This is a genomic window from Acetivibrio sp. (assembly GCF_035371925.1).
Classification (GTDB): domain Bacteria; phylum Bacillota; class Clostridia; order Acetivibrionales; family Acetivibrionaceae; genus Hungateiclostridium.
Genome location: NZ_DAORXT010000018.1, coordinates 1 through 24,925, shown reverse-complemented (window position 1 = coordinate 24,925; position 24,925 = coordinate 1). Strand labels below are relative to the sequence as shown.

Annotated in this window: 17 protein-coding genes and 1 pseudogene; 13 read left to right on the top strand and 5 right to left on the bottom strand. The window is 38.7% G+C overall.

The window, feature by feature from the left end:
- Window positions 1-65 precede the first annotated feature (65 nt).
- Window positions 66-884, bottom strand: coding sequence for an adenosylmethionine decarboxylase (speD, locus tag PLH43_RS04235; RefSeq protein WP_324360421.1), 819 nt, complete (start codon window positions 882-884; stop codon window positions 66-68).
- A 226-nt stretch (window positions 885-1,110) separates the two neighbouring features.
- Between speD and PLH43_RS04230 the strand changes: the two genes are divergently transcribed.
- The 4 genes from PLH43_RS04230 (at window position 1,111) to glgA (ending at window position 5,782) form a co-directional block, all read left to right on the top strand.
- Window positions 1,111-2,070, top strand: coding sequence for a D-2-hydroxyacid dehydrogenase (locus PLH43_RS04230; protein WP_324360420.1), 960 nt, complete (start codon window positions 1,111-1,113; stop codon window positions 2,068-2,070).
- Between the two features lie 521 nt (window positions 2,071-2,591).
- Window positions 2,592-3,464, top strand: a complete 873-nt coding sequence (locus tag PLH43_RS04225) for a class I SAM-dependent methyltransferase (protein WP_349255140.1) — start codon at window positions 2,592-2,594, stop codon at window positions 3,462-3,464.
- The gene (locus tag PLH43_RS04220; protein WP_324360416.1) at window positions 3,461-4,159 is read left to right on the top strand and encodes an RluA family pseudouridine synthase; all 699 of its coding nucleotides are present in this window, start codon (window positions 3,461-3,463) and stop codon (window positions 4,157-4,159) included. The genes PLH43_RS04225 and PLH43_RS04220 overlap by 4 nt, the downstream gene beginning before the upstream one ends.
- A gap of 180 nt (window positions 4,160-4,339) precedes the next feature.
- Window positions 4,340-5,782, top strand: coding sequence for a glycogen synthase GlgA (glgA, locus tag PLH43_RS04215; RefSeq protein ID WP_324360414.1), 1,443 nt, complete (start codon window positions 4,340-4,342; stop codon window positions 5,780-5,782).
- Window positions 5,783-5,905: 123 nt separating this feature from the next.
- Here the strand turns inward: glgA and PLH43_RS04210 are convergent, their stop codons facing one another.
- Window positions 5,906-6,853, bottom strand: a complete 948-nt coding sequence (locus PLH43_RS04210; RefSeq protein ID WP_324360412.1) for an aldo/keto reductase family protein — start codon at window positions 6,851-6,853, stop codon at window positions 5,906-5,908.
- A gap of 208 nt (window positions 6,854-7,061) precedes the next feature.
- Between PLH43_RS04210 and PLH43_RS04205 the strand changes: the two genes are divergently transcribed.
- The 9 genes from PLH43_RS04205 to PLH43_RS04165 all read left to right on the top strand — a co-directional run bounded on the left by PLH43_RS04205 (window position 7,062) and on the right by PLH43_RS04165 (window position 21,378).
- The gene (locus tag PLH43_RS04205) at window positions 7,062-8,423 is read left to right on the top strand and encodes an ATP-binding protein (RefSeq protein ID WP_324360410.1); all 1,362 of its coding nucleotides are present in this window, start codon (window positions 7,062-7,064) and stop codon (window positions 8,421-8,423) included.
- Window positions 8,424-8,597: 174 nt separating this feature from the next.
- The gene (locus PLH43_RS04200) at window positions 8,598-9,254 is read left to right on the top strand and encodes a hypothetical protein (RefSeq protein ID WP_324360408.1); all 657 of its coding nucleotides are present in this window, start codon (window positions 8,598-8,600) and stop codon (window positions 9,252-9,254) included.
- 245 nt (window positions 9,255-9,499) lie between these two features.
- Window positions 9,500-10,708 carry an NADP-dependent isocitrate dehydrogenase gene (locus PLH43_RS04195; RefSeq protein ID WP_324360406.1) on the top strand — a complete coding sequence of 403 codons (1,209 nt, stop codon included), beginning with the start codon at window positions 9,500-9,502 and terminating at the stop codon, window positions 10,706-10,708.
- 118 nt (window positions 10,709-10,826) lie between these two features.
- Window positions 10,827-11,564, top strand: coding sequence for a tRNA pseudouridine(38-40) synthase TruA (gene truA / locus PLH43_RS04190; RefSeq protein ID WP_324360405.1), 738 nt, complete (start codon window positions 10,827-10,829; stop codon window positions 11,562-11,564).
- Between the two features lie 49 nt (window positions 11,565-11,613).
- Window positions 11,614-12,888 carry a hybrid sensor histidine kinase/response regulator gene (locus PLH43_RS04185; protein ID WP_324360403.1) on the top strand — a complete coding sequence of 425 codons (1,275 nt, stop codon included), beginning with the start codon at window positions 11,614-11,616 and terminating at the stop codon, window positions 12,886-12,888.
- A gap of 47 nt (window positions 12,889-12,935) precedes the next feature.
- Complete coding sequence (locus PLH43_RS04180; protein WP_324360401.1) at window positions 12,936-16,415, top strand: response regulator; 3,480 nt, start codon at window positions 12,936-12,938, stop codon at window positions 16,413-16,415.
- Between the two features lie 90 nt (window positions 16,416-16,505).
- The gene (locus tag PLH43_RS04175; RefSeq protein WP_324360441.1) at window positions 16,506-17,615 is read left to right on the top strand and encodes a protein-glutamate O-methyltransferase CheR; all 1,110 of its coding nucleotides are present in this window, start codon (window positions 16,506-16,508) and stop codon (window positions 17,613-17,615) included.
- Window positions 17,616-17,650: 35 nt separating this feature from the next.
- Window positions 17,651-20,008, top strand: coding sequence for an ATP-dependent DNA helicase (locus tag PLH43_RS04170; RefSeq protein WP_324360399.1), 2,358 nt, complete (start codon window positions 17,651-17,653; stop codon window positions 20,006-20,008).
- An 83-nt stretch (window positions 20,009-20,091) separates the two neighbouring features.
- Window positions 20,092-21,378, top strand: coding sequence for a homoserine dehydrogenase (locus PLH43_RS04165; protein ID WP_324360397.1), 1,287 nt, complete (start codon window positions 20,092-20,094; stop codon window positions 21,376-21,378).
- A 248-nt stretch (window positions 21,379-21,626) separates the two neighbouring features.
- On the opposite strand, the pseudogene PLH43_RS04160 reads toward PLH43_RS04165, so the two are convergent.
- From PLH43_RS04160 to PLH43_RS04150, 3 genes and pseudogenes are all read right to left on the bottom strand, one after another.
- Window positions 21,627-23,686, bottom strand: a pseudogene (locus tag PLH43_RS04160) (thioredoxin domain-containing protein).
- Window positions 23,687-23,818: 132 nt separating this feature from the next.
- Window positions 23,819-24,139: a hypothetical protein gene (locus PLH43_RS04155; protein ID WP_324360395.1), complete on the bottom strand. Its 321-nt coding sequence runs from the start codon at window positions 24,137-24,139 to the stop codon at window positions 23,819-23,821.
- 27 nt (window positions 24,140-24,166) lie between these two features.
- A complete protein-coding gene (locus PLH43_RS04150; protein WP_324360393.1) occupies window positions 24,167-24,604 on the bottom strand; it encodes a hypothetical protein in 438 nt (145 codons plus the stop codon).
- Window positions 24,605-24,925 lie beyond the last annotated feature (321 nt).

Genomic DNA, 24,925 nt, shown 5'->3' with positions numbered 1-24,925 from the left:
AGTTTCGGGTAACTTCTTTTTATTATCAAGTTATTATCAAGGTTTTTTTATGGCGATTTTAGATTTTATATTTTGGGCATATTTTTACCGTAGAATATTTCATACATTTCTTTTTTCAGTTTTTGTTTTATTTTTCTTTTTTCAGTGGGCGAAAGCTCCTTTTTGGTTATACCGAAAAGGTAGTTGTCCAAGTCAAAATCCTTAATAAGCATTTTTGTATGGAAGATGTTATCCTGATAAACATTAACATCAATCATGTGATACGCTTCTTTTGTATCGTTGGATATATAGTTTTGTATTGAATTGATTTTATGGTCGATAAAGTGTTTTCGACCTTCAACATCTCTTGTAAAGCCCCTGACCCTGTAATCAATAGTAATAATATCGGAATCAAAACTATGTATTAAATAGTTCAATGCCTTAAGCGGCGAAATCTTTCCGCAAGTGGAAACGTCTATGTCCGCCCTGAAAGTACTTATGCCGTCATCGGGATGACTTTCCGGATAAGTATGAACCGTTATGTGACTCTTGTCCAAATGGGCAAGAACAGTCTCCGGCAGAGGCCCGGGACTTTCGGTATGTGAAGAGTCGTCCTCCAACGGAGAATTAACCTTTCCTTCGGAAATGAGCATGGTAACGCTCGCCCCTTGAGGTTCATAATCCTGGCTGGAGATGTTTAATATATTTGCTCCAATTATAGATGAAACGTCAGTTAATATTTTGGTAAGTCTTTCGGCATTGTACTGCTCGTCTATATACTCTATATAACCCTTGCGATGCTCCGGTGTCTTGGCATAGCAAATGTCATATATGTTAAAACTCAGGGTCTTTGTTAGATTGTTGAATCCGTATAATTTAAGCTTTTTCAATGATTTAATTTCCATTTTCGTCTCCTTCTTTTTAGTCTGTTTTTTTAGAATATGATACTATTATAATTACATAATACTATTTTGTAAATAGTGGGTGAAACTCTTTATTTATCCTGTATTCTTTACGAATAATTGGGAAAATGATATACTACATCATAATAAACATTGTACGTTTACTGGAATTTAAATGTGTACTAATGTATTTATAATTTATAAATTTTGATGTTGGGAGAGATAAGAAGTGCTAAAGATATGTGTTTTGGATGCAAAAACCTTGGGAGAGGATGCACAGCTGTCGGTATTCGATAGATTCGGTACGGTGGAGATTTATGCAGAAACAAGGCCTGATGAAGTAGTTGAGAGAATTAAAGATGTTGATGTCGTTATTACAAACAAGGTTGTGCTCAAAGAAGAAACTCTTAAAGATGCTTCGAAACTGAAACTGATTTGTGTGGCTGCAACAGGAACCAACAACATTGATCTTGATTATGCGTTAAAAAGAAAAATCGCTGTAACAAATGTGGCAGGATATTCGACAATGAGCGTTTTGCAGCATACTTTTGCCATGTTGTTTTATCTGATGGAAAGCCTTCATTACTACGATAAATATGTAAAATCAGGAGAATATGCAAAGAGCAGTATTTTTACCCATCATGAAAGGCCCTTTCATGAGCTTTACGATAAAACATGGGGAATAATTGGATTAGGAGCTATCGGGAAAGCTGTGGCCAATGCAGCCCAGGCTTTTGGATGCAAAGTTGTTTACTACTCAACCTCCGGGAAAAACAATAATTCACAATATGAAAGGGTTGAACTGGAGAGTTTGCTAAAGGAGTCCGACATTGTATCCATTCATGCACCGTTAAACAACAGCACAAAGGGTTTGATTGACTATAACCGTTTGCGGCTGATGAAGAGAAGTGCCGTAATATTAAACCTTGGCCGGGGAGGAATTATCAAGGAGGATGACTTGGCAAGGGCTTTGGATGAAGGTTTGATAAGCGGAGCTGCTCTTGATGTTTTGGAAAACGAGCCTGTAAATAGTGACAATCCTCTGCTTGGTATAAAGAACAGTGAGAGACTTTTTATAACTCCTCATATTGCATGGGCAAGCATTGAAGCAAGAAAAAGGCTTGTTGATGAAATAGCGTTAAATATCGAGGCTTTTACCCAGGGCAAAGAGCGCAACAGGGTATGTTAATAATATCAGGGTGTGGAAAATTCCGAGTTGCAAAGGAGCAGCTTCGGGGGTGAAGCTGCTCCTTTAGCTTTTCATTACTACTCTTCTCTGTAGCCGTAATTGTTTCCGTTAAAGAACAAAAGCAAAAATACGAGTATGAAGAACAATATTTCACTATTGTCCCCGAAAAATCCAAAGCCTCTTCCTTCCGACATGATAAAGCCTCCTTTCTGATACTATACAGATTATAAGTTTGGAATATTATTCCAAAACCATAATCTTTGTAGACCAAAATAAAGATGTAATTAATATGCTTGGAGGTAGTTTTAATACTCCTCGTTTATGGGTCAATATATAATATTCATGCCGTAATCAATTTGTTACTGTTTGAAATTTAGCGGACGGTTTTACTTAAGTTCACGTTTTTTATTTAAAAAAGCCGGCAGTATGGTATAATATTTCAAGTGTTTCTATTTACGGATTTTATATAAATTGAGGCAAAATATATATGATTGAACTTGACAAATGGAGGTTTTAGCATGATGTTGCTGGCAGATGATTGGAAAGATTATGAACTTATAGATACGGGCAATGGAGAAAAGCTTGAAAGATGGGGCAAGTATATACTAAGAAGACCCGATCCGCAAATTATTTGGCCCATCAAGGATGAAAAGGGTCTTTGGAAAAAGGCGGATGCCCATTACCACAGAAGTCAAAGCGGAGGCGGCAGATGGGAATTTAAAAAGAAGCTTCCCGAAAGGTGGAAAATATCCTATCAAGATTTGTCATTTTATATTGAGCCTACAGGCTTTAAGCATACGGGCCTTTTCCCGGAACAGGCTGTCAACTGGAAGTGGATGATTGACAAGATACGCTCTGCATCTAGAAAGATTAACGTACTGAATCTTTTTGCCTATACAGGAGGTGCCACTGTTGCCTGTGCCTATGCCAACGCTTCGGTGTGTCACGTTGACGCTGCAAAGGGGATGGTGCAGTGGGCAAAAGAGAACCTTGCCTTGTCCGGATTGGCAGACAGGAGTGTAAGATTTATTACCGATGATGTAATAAAATTTGTGCAAAGGGAAAAGCGCAGAGGGCGTCAGTACGATGCAATAATTATGGATCCTCCATCCTACGGAAGAGGGCCTAGAGGAGAGATATGGAAGATAGAAGATGCACTTTACGGATTTGTGGAGGAATGCCTTGATGTTTTGTCTCCCAAACCTCTATTTTTCCTTATAAACTCATATACCACAGGTTTTTCACCCACGGTTATCTGTAACATACTTAAGATGACAGTCGGCAAAAGATTTGGAGGCACAGTCAGCTGCGGCGAGGTCGGGATACCTGCTTCTTCTTCGGGTATTGTCCTTCCCTGCGGTATTTATGGGCGTTGGGAGGCACAGGAAAAATGAGTTGCTGCGAAGATAAGGGGATTGAAATAATTTTTGAGGACAATCATCTGCTGGTAGTAAAAAAACCGGTTAATATTCCAACCCAGAAAGATGAGTCCAACGACAGCGACATGCTTACCCTTTTAAAAGAAGACATAAAGAAAAGATACAACAAACCCGGCAATGTCTATCTTGGACTTGTTCACAGGCTTGACCGTCCGGTGGGGGGAGTAATGGTTTTTGCCAAAACCTCAAAGGCGGCATCAAGACTTTCGGATCAGGTGCGCACAAGACAATTCAAAAAAGTATATCTGGCGGTGGTTCACGGCATTTTGAGAAAGCCTGAAGACAGGCTTGAAGATTATTTATTAAAAGATACCGGAAACAATACGGTGAGTGTAGTCAAAGAAGGCACGCCGGGCAGTAAGCTGGCAGTTTTGGATTATGAGGTATTGAGGACTCATAATAATTTCAGTTTGATAAAGGTCCATTTGCACACCGGGCGTCCTCATCAGATCAGGGTGCAATTTGCCAACATCGGGCATCCGCTATACGGTGACCAGAAATACGGACAGAGGGTAAATAAACCCGGACAGCAAATAGCTTTGTGGTCAAATGAGATTACCCTTGTGCATCCGGTTTTAAAAGAAGGGATGGTTTTTAAATGTGAGCCTCCCGGAAATGAACCGTGGAGTTGGTTTAATATGGCAACATAATCGTTGTAATAATTGATATTTCCTTTGACGTTTTTACCAAATTTGGGACGATTTTTTTGACGTAATTGACTATTATGTGTATCGTTTATCATATCGATGGATAAATATTATAATATATTTAAAGAAAAAAAGAATTTTTTATGCACCATCAATTAAACTAAATCATTACGGGAGGATGCTATGAAAAAAACAAAAGTTCTTTTTGCGTCTTCGGAAGTAGATCCTTTTGCAAAAAGCGGAGGACTTGCGGATGTGGCGGCTTCATTGCCGAAAGCTTTATGCAGCCTTGGGCATGATGTAAGGGTGGTAATGCCCAAATACAAGGATATACCTTTTCAGTATGTTGAGAAAATGCAAAAGATTGGGGAAATTGGTGTTTATGTATCATGGAGGCAGCAATACTGCGGAATTTTGAAGTTGGAAATGGACAATGTTACATATTATTTTATTGATAATGAATATTATTTCGGAAGAGACGGTTATTATGGGTACTATGATGAAGCCGAACGTTTTGCATTCTTTTGCAAAGCATTGCTGGAGATACTTCCTGTGATAGGTTTTAAGCCGGATATAATTCATTGCAATGACTGGCAGACCGGTGTGGTAAGTGTTTTCCTTAATGCATGGTACAAGGGTTCGGAGTTTTATAAAGATATTAAGACGGTATTTACAATTCACAACCTGAAATATCAAGGGGTATTCCCGAAAGAGGTTTTTGGAGAAGTTCTGGGACTGCCTTGGGAATATTTCCATGCTGACGGAATAGAGTTTTATGACAAAGTGAATTATCTAAAAGCAGGTATCGCTTATTCGGATATAATTACAACAGTGAGCAAAACCTATGCAGAGGAAATAAAGTCCGACTTTTTCGGCGAGAATTTAAACAATTTGCTGCAAAAAAGATCCAATGACCTCTATGGCATTTTAAACGGCATAGATATGGAAAGAAACAATCCGGCCGTTGATGACAGGCTCTTTGCAAACTACTCAATCGACAATCTAGAAGGAAAACTCACAAACAAGCAAATGCTTCAAAAAAGCTTGGGACTTCAGGAAAGAATTGATATTCCTCTGATAGGTGTTATATCAAGATTGGTTGACCAAAAGGGATTTGACCTCATTGATTACGTAATGGATGAGATTTTACGAATGGATATTCAATTTGTGCTGCTTGGGGCAGGGGAATACAGGTATGAGCAGATGTTTAAATATTATCAGGATAAGTACCCGGGAAAAATTTCAGTAAACCTGAAATATGACGCGGTTTTGGCCCAAAGGATATATGCAGGTGCCGATATGTTCCTGATGCCGTCACTTTTTGAGCCTTGCGGACTTAGCCAAATGTTCAGCCTAAGATACGGTACAATACCTATTGTAAGGGAGACGGGAGGACTTAAAGACACCATAATTCCTTACAACGATATTACCCATGAGGGAAATGGATTTACTTTCTCAAGATATAATGCCCATGATATGCTCTATGCCATAAAAGAGGCCGTTCATTTCTACTATCACAGGGCAACATGGACTTATCTGATGAAAAAAGGAATGTGCTCCGATTTCAGCTGGGAAAAGTCTGCTAAAGAATACCTCGAATTATATAAAAAATTAGTTGCAAAATAGGCGTTTAAAGGTTTTATGCCTTCAATTGCTTTAGAAATTAAATACTAAGAAAGGGCTATTGGAGTTTTCTGATAGCCCTTGTTAATTATGCCGGTGGCTATAAAAAGACAATGTATGTTGGTTTTAGCTTAGGATGGCTTCGATTTTACCGAGTATTTCATCGGAAAGCTTTATTCCCGCTGCTTTAACATTTTCTTCGACTTGCTCCGGCTTGCTTGCTCCAATCAAGGCGCTTGAAACATTGGGCTGCCTCAAAACCCAGGCAATAGCCAGCTGTGAAAGGGTAATGCCTATTTCATCCGCCAATGCCTTAAGTTTTTCCACCTTCAACAATTTATCTTCTTTGAGGAACTGCCCTATAAACATATTGGAATTGGGGTCGGCTGCACGGCTGTCCGAAGGAATGTTGCCGCCGGGCTTGTACTTGCCGGTAAGCACTCCTTGGGCAAGGGGTGAGAAGACAACCTGGGATATTCCGTTCTTTTCACCGAAAGGAATAATCTCTTTTTCTATATATCTGTGAAACATATTGTATTGGGGTTGGTTTACAACTATCCGGTCCAAAAGATAACGGTCGGCAATGTGAAGAGCCTCGGCCATTTGTGTTGCAGTCCACTCGCTTACTCCGACGTAAAGAATTTTGCCTTGGCGCAAAAGGTCGTCTATAGTTCTTAGGGTTTCGTCAAGGGGAGTTTCGGGATCATATCTGTGACAGTAAAAAATATCTACATAGTCAACGTTAAGCCTTCTCAAGCTTGCATGAACCTGCTCAAAAACATGTTTTCTGGAAAGACCCTTATCGTTGGGCCCTGTGCCCATCGGCCAGAATGCCTTGGTAGCCAGTACGTAAGATTCACGGGGATATTTTTTTAAAGCTTCTCCCACAATTACTTCTGCCTTGCCATTGGCATATACATTGGCGGTGTCAAAGTAATTGATTCCGAGAGAATAAGCTTTGTCTATGACTTTTACAGCCGTTTCTTTATCGGTGGAATTACCGTATGTCAACCAGCTTCCCAAGCTGATTTCACTGATGTTAAGTCCGGTGCGGCCCATTTTTCTATAATTCATCTCTTGTACCCTCCCATCGATTTTTATACTAAATAGTATACCATTCTATTTAAATAATTAACACAATGCTTAATTTTTGAGTGTTTTGTTTACAAAGATTAATCCCCTTGATAAAATTGTAATGTTGATTTTAAGAGGTTTATTGCGGCAAATACCGGTAAAGTATATACTTAAAAGATAAATGTAATTGAGGATACGGAGGGATTGTATGAGTGCTTTTGATGTCAATGAATTAATGCTTGGCTTTGATTCATTGTGTGTATATAAAAATCTTGTTAATGACAGTGTATTGAAAAAATTATACGAGCTTGGAGTAGTGGTTTATAGGAGAGGGCTTGATGCTCATGAATTTATAAGAAAGTATAATGAATTTTTCTTTGAACTGGCAAACGCAGATTCAGTACAGTCTTTAAAAGAGCATATTATTAAGCTGATACTTTTTGATGAAAACCCTTTTTCGCGGCAGGCGGAGAAGACGCCCTTCGATAATATTGATAAAATACTGGTTGATGCGGCTTCAAAGGATTTGGACAGGCTTTATGACATATCCTGTATTACATCCCATGCGCTTAAAGAATATGCATTGGAGAATATCTGCACATGTGAGATTGAGAAGAGGTTTATAAATAGCCTTCCCGAGTGGGAATTTGATAATAAACACAATGAGAGAAAAAGTGGATTTACCCATAGCTGCGAGAAGATGATTGATATTCTTGCCACAAAGGGTAGGTGGGGAGAATGGATAAAGCACCTTTCTGATTTTTATTTTACCAACGGCTCGGGAATTTTTGCACGATATCATGCTTTTGTGTGGGAACCGGGAGAAGCACAAATGCGTCTTAGAGGTATAGAATCTCCCGACCCGATTCGTTTGTCCGATTTTATCGGATATGAGCGGGAGCGCCTTGAAGTAGTTGAAAACACAGAAAAGTTTGTCAGGGGACTGCCTGCAAACAATGTTTTGCTTTATGGAGACAGGGGAACGGGAAAATCTTCAACCGTAAAAGCTATTGCAAACGAATATAAGGAACAGGGACTTAGAATCATTGAGATACCGAGAAAATATCTTGTAGATTTTCCGGCGGTATTAAGATTGATTAAGGGAAGAAAGTGCAGATTCATTATTTTTATTGACGATTTGGCTTTTGAAGACAGTGAGGAGAGCTATACGGTTTTAAAATCAGTACTTGAAGGGGGAGTGGAAAACAGACCGGATAATGTACTTATATATGCCACTTCCAACAGACGCCATCTTATAAAAGAGAAATTTAGCGACAGAGCTGGTTTAAAATCCGTTGATCCAGATGATGAGGTCAGAGCTCAGGATACATTGCAGGAAAAGCTTTCTCTTTCGGAAAGGTTCGGAATAACAGTTGTTTTTACATCGCCGGATAAAAAAGGATTTTTACAGATTGTCGAAGGCCTTGCGGCTAAAAGAGGTATAAACATCGATAAAGACACACTTCAAAGAGAGGCAATGAAATGGGAGCTTATGTACAACGGACGTTCTGCAAGGACTGCAAGGCAGTTTATTGATTGGCTGGAAGGAAATGAAAGTTTAAATGAGTAATTTAATGTAAGCCTGTTTAATTCAAATAATCAATAATGCCGACGAAGATTTGCCGGAAACATTGACATTGATAAATTTTATTTGTATTATATTAATAAGTTATCCATATTGTGGTTGTATAGAATGATGGACAGTTCCGGACAGTATTTGATAATTGATAAAGGGTGATAATAAGTGAAAAAGGTGATAGTGTCAATATTTTTATTTGTTTTAACAGTTATATCGGCAAGCAGTATTTTTGCTTTTTATGATACCCCTGTCAAATACAATGATAATCCGGATCTATCCGGCAAAGTTGTTGGTTCGTTGAAAAATGATTTTTTATGCAGGTATCGTGCCGAAACAATGGAGGTATTATTGGAGCAAGCAGATCTTATAATTGAGGGCGAAGTGGTTTCAGACGGTACAACTAAAACGGAATACTTTTCATTGGGCGATGAAGCAGCAGAGGAAAAGCTCGAAAAAATGTTTCCCGGTAAAAGTGCACCGGCATATAATGTGACTAGTTCGCAAATCAAAGTGAACAGGGTACTGTATGGCGATGTGGATACGGATACAATAGAGCTTCATCAGTTTGGTTCAGCCGGAAGTGATAATGGTGAAACGAAAGTTAGAAAAGGCCGGAAAATGATATTTATTTTACGTAAACACCCTGACAAAGAAAATGTATATTCGTCTGTGGATTTTGAAGACGGCTTATTTGAAGTAGATGAAGATAACAAGCTTTTATCCCTTTCAGATAATATGCTTACGGCAAAATATGACGGTTTGGATGCTAAAACGCTTGAAAAAGATATTAGCAAGGCATTGAAGAAGCTAAAAAATAGTTGATTTATTAAGCAGAAGACCAACTTATTATATGCAATGAATATCTTGGAGAGGCTAAACTTTCATGATATTCATTGCTTTTTTTGGGTACTTAAACGAAAAGGTAAATGCAAATATTGTACATTATTCTCCAAAACTACCTTGATAATAGCATGATTTTAATTTAAAATAAATAGGAGACTTTGATAAATTCGTAACAATGATTTAAAAACCATTTAAATATTCCAAATAGAAGGAGAAGAGGAACTATGAGCAAAATAAAAATGAAAGTACCTTTGGTCGAGATGGACGGAGACGAAATGACCCGAATTATATGGAAAATGATAAAAGAGCATCTTTTAGAGCCATACATAGAGCTCAATACCGAATACTATGATTTGGGGCTTGAATACAGGGACAAGACTGATGACCAGGTTACAATTGATGCTGCAAAAGCTATTCAGAAATACGGCGTGGGAGTTAAATGTGCCACTATTACTCCTAATGCTCAGAGGGTTGAGGAATACAACTTGAAAAAGATGTGGAAGAGTCCTAACGGTACAATCAGGGCAATTCTTGACGGTACTGTTTTCCGTTCGCCGATAGTTGTAGACAGCATAAAGCCTTTTGTTAAGGGATGGAAAAAGCCGATTTCCATTGCGAGACATGCTTATGGCGATGTGTATAAGAATGTGGAATATTATGTTCCGTCGGCAGGAAAGGCTGAGCTTGTATTCACATCCGAAAACGGAGAGGTTTCAAGACAGACCATTCATGAGTTTGACGGCCCCGGTGTGATAATGGGTATGCACAATACCGACAAGTCCATTAGAAGCTTTGCAAGGGCTTGCTTTAACTATGCCCTTGACATGAACCAGGATCTCTGGTTTTCAACCAAGGACACTATTTCCAAAACATATGACCACAGATTTAAAGATATATTCCAGGAAATCTACGATACCGAATACAAGGAAAAATTTGAGGCTAAAAATTTGGAGTATTTCTACACATTGATAGACGATGTGGTAGCACGTATTATAAGGTCGGAAGGCGGCATGGTTTGGGCTTGCAAGAACTATGACGGTGATGTAATGTCCGATATGGTGGCTTCTGCCTTCGGAAGTCTTGCCATGATGACATCCGTATTGGTTTCACCTGACGGAAAATATGAGTTTGAAGCAGCTCACGGAACCGTTACAAGACACTATTACAAGCATCTTAAGGGAGAAGAAACATCCACCAACTCCATGGCAACCATATTTGCATGGACAGGTGCATTAAAGAAACGCGGAGAGCTGGATGGCATAAAAGAGCTTGTTGATTTTGCAACCAAGCTGGAAGAAGCTTCTATCCGGACAATTGAAAACGGTACAATGACAAAGGACCTTGCAGCGCTTTCGGAAGTTCCGGAAAAGAAGATAGTAAATACTGAGGATTTCCTTAAAGAAATCAGGAAGACTTTTGAAGGTATGGCATAAATAATATTGTATATTATTGGTTCGTTAACCCGGTACGGTATATTAAAGCCATACCGGGTTATTTTATTGCATTATATATAATGTTGGATATACTTTTGTATATATGGGGTACCGGTTTATGAGAAATGTAAAAATGACAATACAATACGATGGAAGCAGATATTTGGGATGGCAGAGGTTAGGAGACTCTGACAAGACTATTCAGGGCAAAATTGAAAATGTTTTAGGGGTAATGACAGGGGAGGACATAGAAGTTATTGGCTCCGGAAGGACCGATGCAGGGGTGCATGCCATAAAGCAGGTGGCCAATTTCCACACTCAAAGCAATATGCCTCTTAATGCCATGCTCGATTACTGCTACAGATATCTTCCCGAAGATATTGTAGTTTTGGATATGCAGGAAGTGGACGAGAAGTTTCACTCAAGGTATAATGCAAAAGCTAAAAAATATCTTTATAGGATATGGAATGAGAGACTCCACAACCCGTTTTACAGAAAATATACCTGTCATATACCTGAAGCTTTGGATATTGATTTAATGCAGGCGGCGGCCCGATATCTTGTGGGAGAGCATGACTATACGAGCTTTACGTCTTTAAAGAGTAAAAAGAAGTCCAAGGTTAAAAAGGTTTATTCAATAGATATAGACAAAAAGGACAAAATAATTGATATAATGTTTTATGGAAACGGTTTCCTGTACAACATGGTTAGGATAATGGCGGGAACATTGATAGAAGTGGGACTTGGAAAGATAAGCCCTGATTCCATGGAAAACATACTAAAGGGCAAAGATAGAAGTCTTGCCGGATATACGGCACCATCGAACGGGCTTTTTCTATATGATGTTGAGTATTAAAGGCTTTGAAGAAAGAACAACATTTGGTTTATCTTGAAGGGGGATAATAATGCAGGAGCCTGTGTACACAATTCTGATTGTAGATGACAACGAGAATAATTTATTTTCTTTGAAAGCTCTTATCGAAGAACATATTAATGCAGATGTAAAAGAAGCAGATTCTGGAGAAAAGGCGTTAAAAATTCTATTTAAAGAAAGAGTGGATCTTATTATACTGGATATTCAAATGGAGGGAATGGATGGCTTTGAGCTGGCTTCATTAATAAAGAAAAGAAAAAGGACAAGCAGCATACCCATAGTTTTTTTAACAGCATCCTGTATCGGTGATGAGTTTCAAAGACGGGGCTTTGAAATCGGTGCTGTGGATTATTTGACAAAACCCATTGACGAATATCAGCTTATTAACAGAATTAATGTTTACCTGAAACTGATAGAAAAAGAAAGGACAATGAATATAATTCTTGAAAAAAGAGTAAGGGAGCAGACAGAGGAGCTAAGGGCTGCGAAGGAGGCGGCGGAGGCGGCAAACGAGGCAAAGAGTATTTTTCTTGCAAATATATCCCATGAGCTTAGGACTCCACTTAATATATTGTACAGTACAACGCAAATTATCAATTCATACTTGAATGACGGCCAGGAGCTGGACAGGGAAAAGATTCGCAGCAAGATTGCGATGCAGCAGCAAAATTGCTATCGTTTGCTAAGGCTTGTCAACAATCTGATTGACATTACCAAGATAGATTCGGGTTATTTTGAGCTGAAGATGTTCCGTTGCAATATAGTTGAGATAGTTGAAAATATTTCTTTATCGGTTGTGGAATATGCAAGAAATAAAGGGGTATCCCTCATATTTGACACTGATGTGGAAGAAAAGTTCGTTTTATGCGACCAGAATGCAATAGAACGAATAATATTAAATCTTTTGTCTAATGCGATAAAGTTTACACCCCGGGGAGGAGCTATAAACGTTGAGATAAAGGACTTGGGCAAGACTATTGCAATAAGTGTGAAAGATACGGGAATAGGAATCAAAGAGGATAAACTGGGAGTGATTTTTGAAAGGTTCAAGCAGGTGGACAATCTTTTGACCAGGAAAAATGAGGGCAGCGGCATAGGTTTAAGTCTTGTCAAGTCTTTAGTGGAGCTCCATGGCGGAAGCATTAGTGTAAAAAGCGAGTATAATAAGGGAAGCGAATTTACGGTTGAGCTTCCTGCAAACCTGGAAAATGCACAAAATCCTTCAACAGATGTGCTGAAAAGAAAAGAAAAAAGTGATAAGATGCATCACAATGTACATATAGAATTTTCTGATATTTACTATTAGGACGTGTATTGGCAAGCGCCGGAAAGATTTTGGGGGAGGTATTATTGATGAAGCTGTTGAAAAATATAAGAATTCAGCACAGAATGTGGGGATTGTTTGCAGTTTGGCTTATACTGTTTGTTGTTTTTGCAGTAGTTGCGTTCAGGAATGTAAGTGAAATCGGACAAGTATCCGAAGATATTTACACCCAATCACTGAGCGCATCAAATGCCGCTAGGGAAGCAAGAGTTGCAATAATGAAAATACAGAGGGGCATAAGAGAGCTTTTGCTTCTTGAAAATGTAGATAATGCCTATTATGAATCGGACAAAATTAAAGAATATGACGAAGAAGTTTTGCAAAACTTTGAAATTATACGGGCCAATTCAAGGGATAATGCAGAAATAAAGCAGCTTATAAACGAAGCGGCGGTAATATTTGATGAGTGGAGAAAGATCCGCGCGGACATTGTGGCAATGGTTCGGGAAAGCAAGCACATAGGAGAGATACCTCAGCTTACTGCCAAAAACAATGAATATGTCGAAGAATTGGAAAAACGTTTAAATATTCTGGATAGAATTGAAGAAGATGCGGCACTGAGTCTTATAAACCGTTCCTCACAAATACAGTCATACCACAAAAACAGTATATTCTTTTGGACTGGAATAATAGTGTTTATTTCAGTCGTTCTGTTTACCATTGTGATAAGGAGCATAATATGGCCAATTTCGTATTTGCAGTATGTAATGAAAACCAGTGCAAATACCAGAGAGCTAATTGAGGCAGATCTTACGGGTAAAAATGAATTGGTTAATATGGCCAATTACTACAACAAACTTGTAAGAAACCTAAAGGAGCAATTTTGGATAAAAGATAGCTGTAGTTCGCTAAATGAGGAACTTGCCGGCAAATTCGACCTTAGTGAAATTACAGATAAAGCAGTAACTTTCCTTGCAAGAATTATGGATGCCGGAAACGGAGTACTTTATCTTTATAATGATGAGGACAAAAAGCTGTATTTGAATTCATCCTATGCTTTTACCGAAAGAGACCGACTGTCAAATCAGTATAAGTTGGGAGAAGGAATCATAGGACAGGTGGCGCTAGAGAGAAAGCCGATTCTTTTGAAAAATATCCAAAGACAGGAGGCTCAGATTACCACAGGTACTTTAAGTGAAGCACCTCTTAATGTTTATGCCGTGCCGCTTTTATATCAAGGTCATCTTTACGGTGTTCTGGAGCTGTCTTCCTTTGAACCTTTTGTGGAATTAAAACAGGAATTAATGAATGAGGCTGCCAAAATTATATCTACATACCTGTATACTGCAGTGCAACACAACAGGATTGTAAACCTCTTGAAAATCACAGAGGCTGCAAAACAAGAAGCAGGAAGAAAAGCAACTGAGCTGGAGGAAGCCAACAGAGTATTGGAAGAGCAGCAAATCCTTCTCCAAAAGCAGACCGAGGAGCTTCAACAAAACAATATCCAGCTTGAACACCAGCAACAGAAGCTTCAGCAGCAAAGCGAGGAATTGCAGCAGACCAATTCCCAGCTTGAGGAACAGCAACAGCTTCTTGAGGAACAGACAAGACTATTAAACAGCAAGAATGAGGACCTTGAAAAGACAACCATGGAGCTAAGATTGAGAACCGAGGAGCTGGAAAAGGTCAATAAATACAGAACGGAATTTCTTGCCAATATGTCCCATGAGCTCAGGACTCCTCTAAACTCAATTATCCTCCTTTCCAAAATGCTTGGGCGTAAGAAGATAGGTGAGCTTAACGAAAAGGATATGGAAAAGGTCGAAGTAATTAACAAGGCGGGTCGGGAGCTTTTGAGATTGATTAATGATGTTCTGGACCTCTCAAAAGTTGAATCGGGAAAAATGAATTTAAATATTTATACTTTCCATTCCGGCGAGCTGATGGAGGACCTAAGACAAATGTTCGAAAGCTCGGCAAAAGAGAAAAACATTACTTTTGTCGTAGAGGATTCAATAAACTCCATGCTGGTTGGGGACAGGGATAAAATTTCACAAATACTGAGAAATTTTCTTTCCAATGCGTTTAAATTTACCTCGGAGGGTTCCATAATTTTAAAAGCAGCAGTGGATGAGAATAGAGAGGACGATGCTGTATTTTCGGTAACCGACACTGGAATTGGCATTTCCCAAGAGCACATTTCTGTTATATTCCAGGAGTTTAGACAGGTGGACGGAACAATATCAAGGAAGTATGGAGGGACAGGGCTTGGGCTGTCTATATCGAAAAAGCTTGCTTCCCTTATGAAAGGTGAAATAGAAGTCATTAGCAATGTGGGAGAGGGAAGCACATTTTACCTTAAACTGCCCGGTGTTGTTAAAAAAAATAATAACAGGGCTGACGCAGTATTAAAGAAAGACTCAAGCAATAAGATTTCAAATACGCCAAAGAACGGCAAGGTAATACTGGTTGTTGAAGACAATGAAGATTTTGCAAAGTACATAAAAGGCATAAATGAAAGACTGGGATTTGACACCATTATTGCAGAAAGCGGAAAAGAAGGCTTGGAGATAGCTAGAAGCACCAAGGTGGATGGGATACTTCTGGATATTATGCTTCCCGACATGTGTGGAGTTGAAGTTTTGAGGGAGCTTAAAAGCACTGTGGAGCTTGGAAAAATACCCGTATATGTAATTTCTGCCCTTGATGAAGATGATGTTTTTCAAATAATGGCATATTTATTAAACTACTCGGACAAAAATCCCAGAGAGGTTCTGATTGTTGGAGGTGATACAGTCTGGCAGAACACAATAAAGAAACTCTTTGAAGAGCAAAATATCACAATAAAGGTGGTATCTTTAGACAATCACGCAAAATTTGAGTTTGGAAAGGAAATATACGATGCTGTGATTTTGAATATGGAATTGAATGATGGGGTCGGGATAAATATTTGCAGGTATATGTGCGAGCAAAATATAGATATTCCGTTGATTGTTTATACGGAAAAAGACCTTTCGCAAGAACAGCAAGAGGAATTAAGAAGGTATGCGGATAAAATAATTGTCAAAACGGCAGATTCAAAGGAAAGGCTTCAAGAGGAGCTGACTGTCTTTCTTAAGAGGATTAAGGAAAATGCGGACAATAGCTGCTATCTGTTTTCGAAAGTGAAGAAAGAGTATGCATTGAGTCTTACGGGAAAAAACATTATGATTGTTGATGATGACCACAGAAATGTTTTTGTTTTGGCGTCGGCCCTTGAAGATTATGGAGCCAATATCACAGCTGCGGAAAACGGCAAAGTGGCTCTTGAACTGCTTAGAACCAACAAAGTGGATTTAATTCTGATGGATATCATGATGCCGGTAATGGACGGATATGAGACCATCAGAGCGATAAGGGAGGACAAAGAGCTTAAGGATATTCCTATTATTGCAGTTACGGCAAAATCCCTTAAAGCTGACAGGGAAAAGTGCATTCAGGCCGGGGCGGACGATTATATTTCAAAACCCGTGGATTATGACGTGTTGATACGCTTGATAAAAGCTTGGATAGCAAAAGAGAATTAAATAAACATTTTAACTTTTTATATAATCTAAATTTTTTGGGGTTTGGGGTGCAGTTGCTTGAAAATTCATAGAGCTAGAAACGGACGCATAATGCATATTTCGGTTATGGGGGAATTGGATTCAAAGGCCGAAGCTGACAGGCTGTTGGAGTGTATCGGTGAAAACTGTGGATGTGAGATACATATTACATTTTTAGATGCGAATATTGTCACACCCGAAGTAGTTGAAAAAATTATAAAGCTGCAGGAAAATAGTAAATGCAAGGTGTTTGTGCTTAAATCGTATCTATATTCGTATTTCTTGTCCCTTGGTATAAAGTGTTTTTTAGTAAAGAAAAAATCCATATTAAATAAAAGGTGTGAGATTAGTGAAAAGCTAAGCTCCAGGTCTTTTGAACCGGAAAAAGTGGAAGAATTCCTTAGGGATATTTACGATAAGTATGGATTTGACTTTACAGAGTATCGGAAGGATAGTATAATAAGACGAATAAAAATATCAATGCTAAGATATTGCATGACATGCTTTGAAGAATTCAGAAAGCTGGTTCTTACCGATCAGGACGTATTTGAACAGCTTTTTTTGGATTTTTCCATCAATACTACGAATTTTTTCAGGGACCCTGAAGTTTTTACATTCCTAAAGGAAAGAGTATTGCTTTGCCTGGATTCCTATTCCCATATTAAGATATGGTGTGTAGGGTGTTCCAACGGAAAGGAGCCTTATTCCCTGGCAATAATACTAAAAGAACTGGGTATGCTTCACAAGGTGCAGATCTATGCCACAGATATAAATCCCTATGTAATTGAGGAGGCAAAGAACGGTTTGTATTCTGCCAGCACAATAGATACCGATATTGTCAATTATAAAAAAGCTGGCGGAACAAAAGCCTTTACCGACTATTTTGACATTACCGGAAGCTATATAAAGGTAAAAGACGAATTTAAAGATAATATTTTGTTTTTTCAGCACAGTGTAATTGAAAAAGGTATACTGAATGAATTTCAGATGATTCTTTGCCGAAACGTAATGATTTACTTTGATATTCCTTTACAAAGAAAAGTGCTTCGGCATTTTTACAACTCCTTGGATGTCGGTGGATTTTTGGTGATGGGTAAGAGTGAAGGAATGCTTCTTAATGGCGGATATGAGTATTTTGTCGACTATAATGAAAAAAATAAAGTTTACAGGAGAAAGAGCTAATCTTAAGCTCATATAATGGAAAAGGTTTGAGTCTGATGAGTGAATATAAAAAGGAAGTAAAGATATCGGTAAGGAATCTGGTTGAGTTTGTGTTAAGGTACGGTGATATTGACAGTTCCTTTACCGGAAGCAGCAGGGCAGCTGAAGGGACAAGAATTCATAAAAAAATACAGAAGGCCCAGGGCAAAGAGTACAGTGCGGAAGTATTCTTAAAGAGCACTGTTGAGTTTGACGACTTTTTTCTTACGGTTGAAGGAAGGGCGGACGGTATAATAAATGAGGATGGCTGTTTTACGATTGACGAGATAAAATCAACAACCGTACCCTTGGAATTGATAGATGAATCCTACAATTCTCTGCACTGGGCACAGGCCAAATGCTATGCATATATTTATGCAGTAAACGAAAATCTGGACAGGATAAAAGTTAGGCTTACCTATTGCCACTTGGATACGGAAGAAATAAAATACCTGGTCAGTGAGTTTGGCATAGAAGAGCTAAGCCGGTTTTTCAACGAACTTGTTGAAAAATACTATGTATGGGCAAGGCTTTCTTATGATTGGGAGGTTAAGAGGAACAGCTCTATTAAGGCTCTTGAGTTTCCTTTCGAAAAATACAGAAAGGGTCAAAGAAAGCTTGCAGTGGCTGTTTACAAGACCATTACAGAGGGTAAAAAGCTTTATGTAAAGGCACCTACGGGCATCGGAAAGACCATTTCAACCCTGTTTCCGGCAGTAAAGGCCATGGGGGAAGGACATGCCTCAAAAATATTTTACCTTACTGCAAAGACTGTAACGGGGAGTGTTGCCAAAGAGGCCTTTGCCAAAATGAGGGAAAAGGGGCTTTTGTGTAAAACAGTAACTCTTACCGCAAAGGAAAAGATATGCTTCATGGAAAAATCCGTTTGCAAGCCTGAGAAATGCGAGTATGCCAAGGGGCATTTTGACAGGGTAAATGAAGCAATAATGGATATACTTAAAAAAGAAGATGAAATCAAAAGGGAGGTCATAGAGGAGTACGCAAAGGCCCACAAAGTTTGTCCCTTTGAGTTTGCGCTGGACCTTACCCTTTGGGCCGATGCAATAATTTGTGACTACAATTATGTCTTTGACCCGAGGGTGTACTTAAAGAGGTTTTTCTCCGATACGGGCGGGGACTACATTTTTCTGGTGGATGAGGCTCACAACCTTGTGGACAGGGCAAGGGAAATGTTTTCGGCACAGCTATCTAAAAAGGACTTTCTTGAGCTAAAGAAGGAAATGAAAGAGGAAAACCCGAAAATATCCAATATACTGCAAAAGCTCAACACATTTATGCTGGGCATGAAAAAGCTATGCGGCGATAATGATTATTTTGTAAGTAAAGAAGAGCAAAGTGAAATATACCTGCTTTTGAGAAAACTTATCGGCGAATGTGAAGAATACTTGGCGGACAGTGCGAAAAAAGGAGTTGAAAATGAAGACCTCCTTCAGCTTTATTTTGATGCCCTTATGTATCTTAAGATATCCGAGTTTTATGATGACAGGTATGTTACTTTTGTAGAGAAAGCGGATAATGATGTTAGAATAAAGCTTTTTTGTATCGACCCTTCCCACCTATTAAGCGAAGCTCTAAAAAGGGGAAAAGCTGCAGTTTTCTTTTCAGCTACGCTGCTGCCTTTGGATTATTTCAAGGAAATATTGGGGGGCGGGCCGGATGACTATACGATGTATTTGGATTCACCTTTTGAGGTGAATAACAGGTGTTTTATGATAGCCGACAGGATATCCACCCGCTATCAGGACAGGGATAAAAGTTGTAATGAGGTTGTGGAGTGTATCAAATCCGTCGTGTGGGCCAAAAAGGGAAATTACATTGCTTTTTTTCCGTCTTATCAGTATATGAACATGGTTTACGAATTGGTTGAAAAGGAATGTAGCGATATAAAGCTTTATGTTCAGTCAGGTTCCATGACGGAAAAGGAAAGGGAGGATTTTCTCGAAAATTTTAAGGCGGACCCCAAAGAGACGGTACTGGGTTTTTGCGTATTGGGAGGAATTTTTTCCGAAGGGATTGACCTTAAAGACGACAGGCTGATAGGAGCAATTATTGTAGGTGTGGGTCTTCCTCAGATATGCAATGAAAGGAATATTATAAAGGATTATTACCGGAATAAAAACCGGCTTGGGTTTGAATACTCTTATATGTATCCGGGGATGAACAAGGTTATGCAGGCAGCAGGAAGGGTTATAAGGTCGGAAGATGACAAAGGAGTCATACTTTTAGTCGATGACAGGTTTACAACTCCCGGTTATCTTGCACTTTTTCCTAATGAATGGTTTCCTTATATCAGAGTAACGGGGAAAAATATATCAGAATGTATAAAGAAGTTCTGGAACGGACATGGGGCTTGAAACGGAAGGGTTTATTGATATAATCTTTATTGGTATAATCAAAGTAATCAAATTGGTATAATGATTTTCGGAGGAGATTGGATATGGAAGAAGTAAAAATTGGTTTTCTCGGTTTTGGAAATGTCGGAACCGGTGCTTATAAAATTATTCGCAATAACGGAAACGATATTTTTTTAAGTGAAGGAATCCGGCTGAAAGTAGCAAAAATTCTTGTAAGGGATGTCAGTAAGAAAAGGGATGCGGAAGTTGAGGATTCAATCCTTACGGATAAATTCGAAGAAATTGCCAATGACCCCGAAATCTCTATTGTTGCAGAGTTCATGGGTGGTGTTGAGCCCGCAAGGGATTATGTTATGTCCTGCCTTATGAATAAGAAGACTGTTGTTACCGCAAACAAGGAGCTTATCGCAAAGCATGGCATGGAGCTGCAAACGGTTGCAAAAGAAAACGGAGTGGGCCTGTATTATGAAGCAAGTGTGGCAGGAGGTATTCCGGTTATCAAGATTCTTGCAGAGTCGCTTCAGGCCAACAAAGTTGGTGAGATTATGGGGATAATTAATGGTACCACCAACTATATATTGACAAAAATGTCCGAAGAGGGCAGAGATTTCACAGATGTACTTAAAGAGGCACAGAAGCTGGGCTTTGCAGAACCGGATCCCACAGCCGACATAGAAGGTTATGATGCTATGTATAAAATTTCCATACTATCTTCCATGGCATTTCATAAGAAAGTGGATGTTGACAAAATTTACAGGGAAGGCATTACCAAGATTACCATAGAAGATATCGAATACGGCAGGGAGCTGGGATTTGCAATCCGTCTTCTTGCTATTGCAAAAAAGCGCAGCAATACCATAGAAGTAAGGGTACATCCGACATTCATACCCATAGATCACCCTTTGGCTGCTGTGAGGCATTCCTTTAATGCAGTGTTCCTGAAAGGGGATGCAGTGGGAAACATAATGCTGTACGGAAGGGGAGCAGGCGACCTTCCCACGGGAAGTGCAATTGTATCGGATATAATTACTGCATGCCATCAAAAGGACAAGCATAGGTATATCAATTTTTACAACGACGAAGAAAACTCTGCCGAGAAGATAAAATTCAACGATGATTGGGAAAGCGAATTCTTTGTCAGACTTACGGTAAAGGACAAACCCGGTGTTCTTGCCAAAATTGCCGGATACTTTGGCAAATATGGAGTGAGCATAGCATCGGTTATCCAGAAAGACAGGGGAAAGGATGCTGTTCCGCTTATATTTGTAACTCACCAGGCCAAGGAGCTTTCCATGAAAAAGGCCATATCCGACATTACAAAAGAAGAGGATGTCCTAATGGTTGAAAACATCATACCGGTAGAGCGTTGATAAAGTCATAAAATAGAGAAAGTATCCCTTGGGGCGAGGGATACTTCTAGAAGTGGTAAAATAAACTGTAGGTTAAAATCTACAGTTGCTAGCATATGCAGTTTTTAACAACCTTATCATGTTATGATTAAGTTGTTTTTTCAATAATAGTAATTCGTAAATTTTTTGATTTTTATTGTCATAATAAAAATTTTTTTAAAATATTTTTATTTGTTTATAAAGTTTGTACTTGTATATTTGCTATAATGCTAATTATTTAACCTTTCACGGAACTGGCTGCTGTCAACAATCGGTTCGTGACAGACAAAGTTTTCGCAGATGTAAGCTGTGGGTTTGCCTTCAACGGTAGTGTAATTGTCGATAAACGGCACCAGTTCTTTTAAATCCTTATGTTGTTCAGAGTATAAAATAGATGTTGTAAACGGCCGGAAGTCTTCGCTGAGAATGTTCAGCATGTTTTCAGTATCTTTGTGACTGTTTCCTACCAGTACAACTTCTTTTGTTTTAGATTGTGAAAAAAGCATTGCTGTCAGGAAGAACGAATATCCTCTTGCCATGCTTTCGACTTTTCTTGCGAAAAGGTCAAACATCCGTTGTGCTTTTTCCTCTAAGTCTTGCTGTCCGGTCAAACGGGCAAGTCTTAAAAAGTTTAAAGTTGCGACCGAATTGCCGGATGGAGTTGCTCCGTCGTATATTTCCTTTGGCCTGGCAATAAGCTGCTCACTGTCGTTGCCATATAAGAAAAGCCCGCCCTTTTCATTATCCCAAAAGTACTTGATGAGGTCATTGTTGAGTTTTATGGCTTTTTTGAGATACTGTGGCCTGTAGGTTGTCTCATAGAGCTCAATAAGTCCCCAGATTAAGAATGCATAGTCGTCGACATATGCAGCTAATGCAGCTTCATTGTCCCTATAGCGTGCCAGAAGTCTTCTTTCGGGCCTTGTGAGTTTTGAGAATATGAATTCTGTAGCTTTTTCGGCGGCAAGGGTGTATTTTTCAATGCCCAGAACTCTTCCGCCAATTGCCATGGCAGCTATCATAAGACCGTTCCAGCCGGTCAGGATTTTATCATCCTTGTGGGGATGCACTCTTTTTTCTCTGCGCTCAAAAAGTTTTTTTCTGCACGATTCGACGAAATCTTTGTCTTCGTCAGGTATTGTGCTGTTTATGAGGTTTGGGATATTGAAACCTTCAAAATTTCCTTCCTCCGTAATGTTGTAATATTTGCAGAACTTTTCACCGTCACTTTCTCCCAATACTTCTTTTATTTCAGCGGGGGTCCAGATGTAAAATTTTCCCTCCTCGCCTTCGGAATCTGCGTCTTCAGCACTATAGAAACCACCTTCCGGTGAGGTCATGTCTCTTAGCACATAAGAAAAAATCTGCTTTGCAATATCGGCGTATTTTTGCTTTTTTGTTACCTGATAGGCTTCAAGGTATGCTATAGCCAGTAATGCGTTATCGTACAGCATTTTTTCAAAATGGGGCACCAGCCATTTTCTATCAGTGGAATAACGGCTGAATCCAAAGCCTATGTGGTCATATATTCCGCCGCTGTACATGCAATCAAGAGTCTTCTCCACCATGGTAAGGGCGTACTCCTCTTTAGTCTTATGCCAGTATCTTAAGAGGAAATACAAGTTGTGGGGAGTGGGGAATTTAGGTGCACTTCCAAAGCCTCCGTAAATATTGTCAAAGTCATATTTGAACTGTGAAAAAGCCTCTTCGAATAGGTCTTCCGTAATTTTGTCAATTGAGTTGTAGGAATCATTATCAAATGACTCACTTATTGCATTGACTACCTGGGAACTGAATTTATTGAGGGAATCTTTTTCATTTACCCAGGTGCCGTGTACGCTGTTAAGGATGGATATTAGCCCGGGCATCCCCATACGGTCTTTCTTCGGGAAGTATGTTCCGGCAAAAAAAGGCTTTTTGTCGTGAGTCATAATAATTGTCAGCGGCCAGCCTCCATGACCTGTCAGTGCCTGACAAGCAGTCATGTATATATTGTCTATGTCCGGGCGTTCTTCTCTGTCCACTTTTATCGAAACAAAGTTTTTGTTTAAAATTTCGGCAACTTCTTCATCTTCGAAGGATTCCTTCTCCATTACATGACACCAATGACAAGTTCTTTGAATACAGGTCAGCTATAGCCAATAGACAGGAAGATAGGCTTATCTTCTGATTTGGCCTTTTCAAAGGCTTCATCACTCCATGGAAACCAGTTTACAGGGTTATAAGCATGTTGTAATAGATATGGGGATTTCTCATGGATTAGTCTATTGGCTTGTTTTTTAGTTGACATGTGGGCATCACTTCCTTTCATAATTTATAGTTTGTTGGCTTTTTATAGTAAAGTATTATTTTTATTTACCACCAAACTATTATTTGAAAGAAAGTAATTATATATTCAATTTGAAAATTTGCAAAGCATTAATTATTCTTCAAATTTTAATAACTCATTCATTACCTTTGTTACTTTGGCATATCCAATTATCATGCTGCCTTCCTGAATATTGATAACCTTTCCTTCCCACAAACTTTGAGGATATGCTTCAGGAGTTATAAAAGTTATAGTACCAGTAACAGTTTCCCCAGGCAAAACCTCATCTTTGCCAAAATAATTGTGTGTGCCTGTAGTCAGATAATCATCCTTTATTAAATGAGCAGGTCTGTAGCCAGAAGTGCATGGTCTGCTTCTACCACCATCTTCTGTTTTTAGAAAGGATATGACAGCTTCAATATCTGGTGTTCTCATTGTTTCACCTGCCTTAAAATCAAATTGCTATTTTAAATTCTTATATAAGCTTTCTAGTTCCTTTGTATCACTTGTTTCCCATCCATTCTTTATCATAGACTCTAATGTTATTTTTGAAGCTTCAACAACTGATGATTTAAAGCTACTGATAGAGCAGTATGATGTAAACTGTAATACTTCTCTGTGAATGAACTCTAATTCCATAATATCTATATCAACTTTTTTCCCTTTTATTAGTAATGGGCCATCCATAAATAGAAACTCTTGAGATATACCAACTTTTCCCTGAATAATCTGTAAAAGTGATTTTATCCACCAAGTTAATATCACAACAGGGAAGTCACTCCAGCCTTCTTCTGGAAAGAACCTGTCATCTACTTTGAAATATATTTCTCCAGTTATTGATTTATATTTACTTATGTAAAAACTATCCTTGTTTATTTCAATACTGATTTTGCAGTTCATTTATTCTCTCACCTCAAAGATGACTAAATAATCTTAATCTTGTTTTTGCTTTTGATAAAAATCTTCAATTCTAAATTTATACCTAAATAAACTTGACTCAAGAAGAGCACACATGAATGTACCAGAAAAATGAATTTCAGTATTACCATTGTTGATGGTGCATTTAATTCTACTACAATTAAAGACATAATTAGAAATTTCTGTTATGAATTCCATTGTTGAAATTTTTTCATTTGTAAAAGTATTTGAATACTCATCTAATTTATAATTTGATTGTCCCACAAAAAGCTAGAAAATATAAACAAATAGAGCAAAATATGA